We start from the raw sequence: 905 nt of genomic DNA, 5'->3' as shown, positions 1-905 counted from the left end.
GGTCCGCCTGGGCAAGGTCTACGGAAACCTGATGGTCGACGTCCGGGCCAGCAACGAGAAGCTGCTCGACCGTGCCCGCCGCATGGTGGTCCAGGCGACCGGCGCGGACCCCGACGCCGCCGCCGAGGCGCTGCGGGCGCGGGCGGCCACGCCAAGACCGCCATCGTCATGCTCCTCGCGCACTGCACCGCCGAGGAGGCCGCCCGACGCCTGGAGAAGGCCGACGGCGACACGCGGACGGCGGTGGGCCGCCCCTGAACAAAGCGAACCCCCGGGCTTACTTCAAACCTTGACTTAACATCACGGAATTGCTTGGATCCGGAGCGGTCGCGCGCCGCCGGCACCGTACGGCGCCGGCCCCCGACACCCCCGGAGCCCAGGGAGCAGGCGTGAGACGTCATCTCACCGCACTAGCGGCCGTCGCGACCATGACCGTGTCCGCGCTGGTCGGCGCGGGCCCGGCCGCGCACGCCGACCGAGCCGCGGGCGGGCCGCCCGGACACGGCCGGACCGTGACCGGCACCTACTCCACCGGCGCCGCGCGGGCATGGCTGCCGCTGCCGGCGGTCAGGACGGACACCGATCCCGGCGGCCCGGTCACCGCCGCCGTCGTCGCGGACCCGAACGCCGTCCGGCAGCGGTACGCGGGCGTGGGCTTCTCCCTGGACGAGACGAGCGTGTCCAACCTGTGGAAGCTCACCCCCGCCAAGCGGGAGGAGGCCGTCCGGCTGCTCGTCGACCCCGTGCACGGCGCGGGCCTGGACCGGTTCCGGCTCACGATCGGCAGCCCCGACCTCATCGAGCACCTGCCGTTCTGGTCGGAGGACGACCTGCCCCCCGGTGTCACCGACGACTTCGGGCTGAAGCACTTCTCCATCCGGCGGACATCGACCTGCACATCATCG

1 protein-coding gene is annotated in these 905 nt (G+C 73.3%); it reads left to right on the top strand.

Annotation, left to right across the window (positions count from 1 at the left end; genetic code table 11):
- Positions 1 to 389 precede the first annotated feature (389 nt).
- On the top strand, positions 390 to 905 hold a 516-nt coding region (locus C3481_RS16010), incomplete at its 3' end, for a hypothetical protein (RefSeq protein ID WP_219817680.1).

Origin of the sequence: Microbacterium sp. Ru50 (genome assembly GCF_002920555.1) — a bacterium.
Classification (GTDB): Bacteria; Actinomycetota; Actinomycetes; order Actinomycetales; family Microbacteriaceae; genus Microbacterium; species Microbacterium arborescens.
Note: the sequence above shows the minus strand (reverse complement) of the source record. Positions and strands in the feature narration are given on the sequence as shown.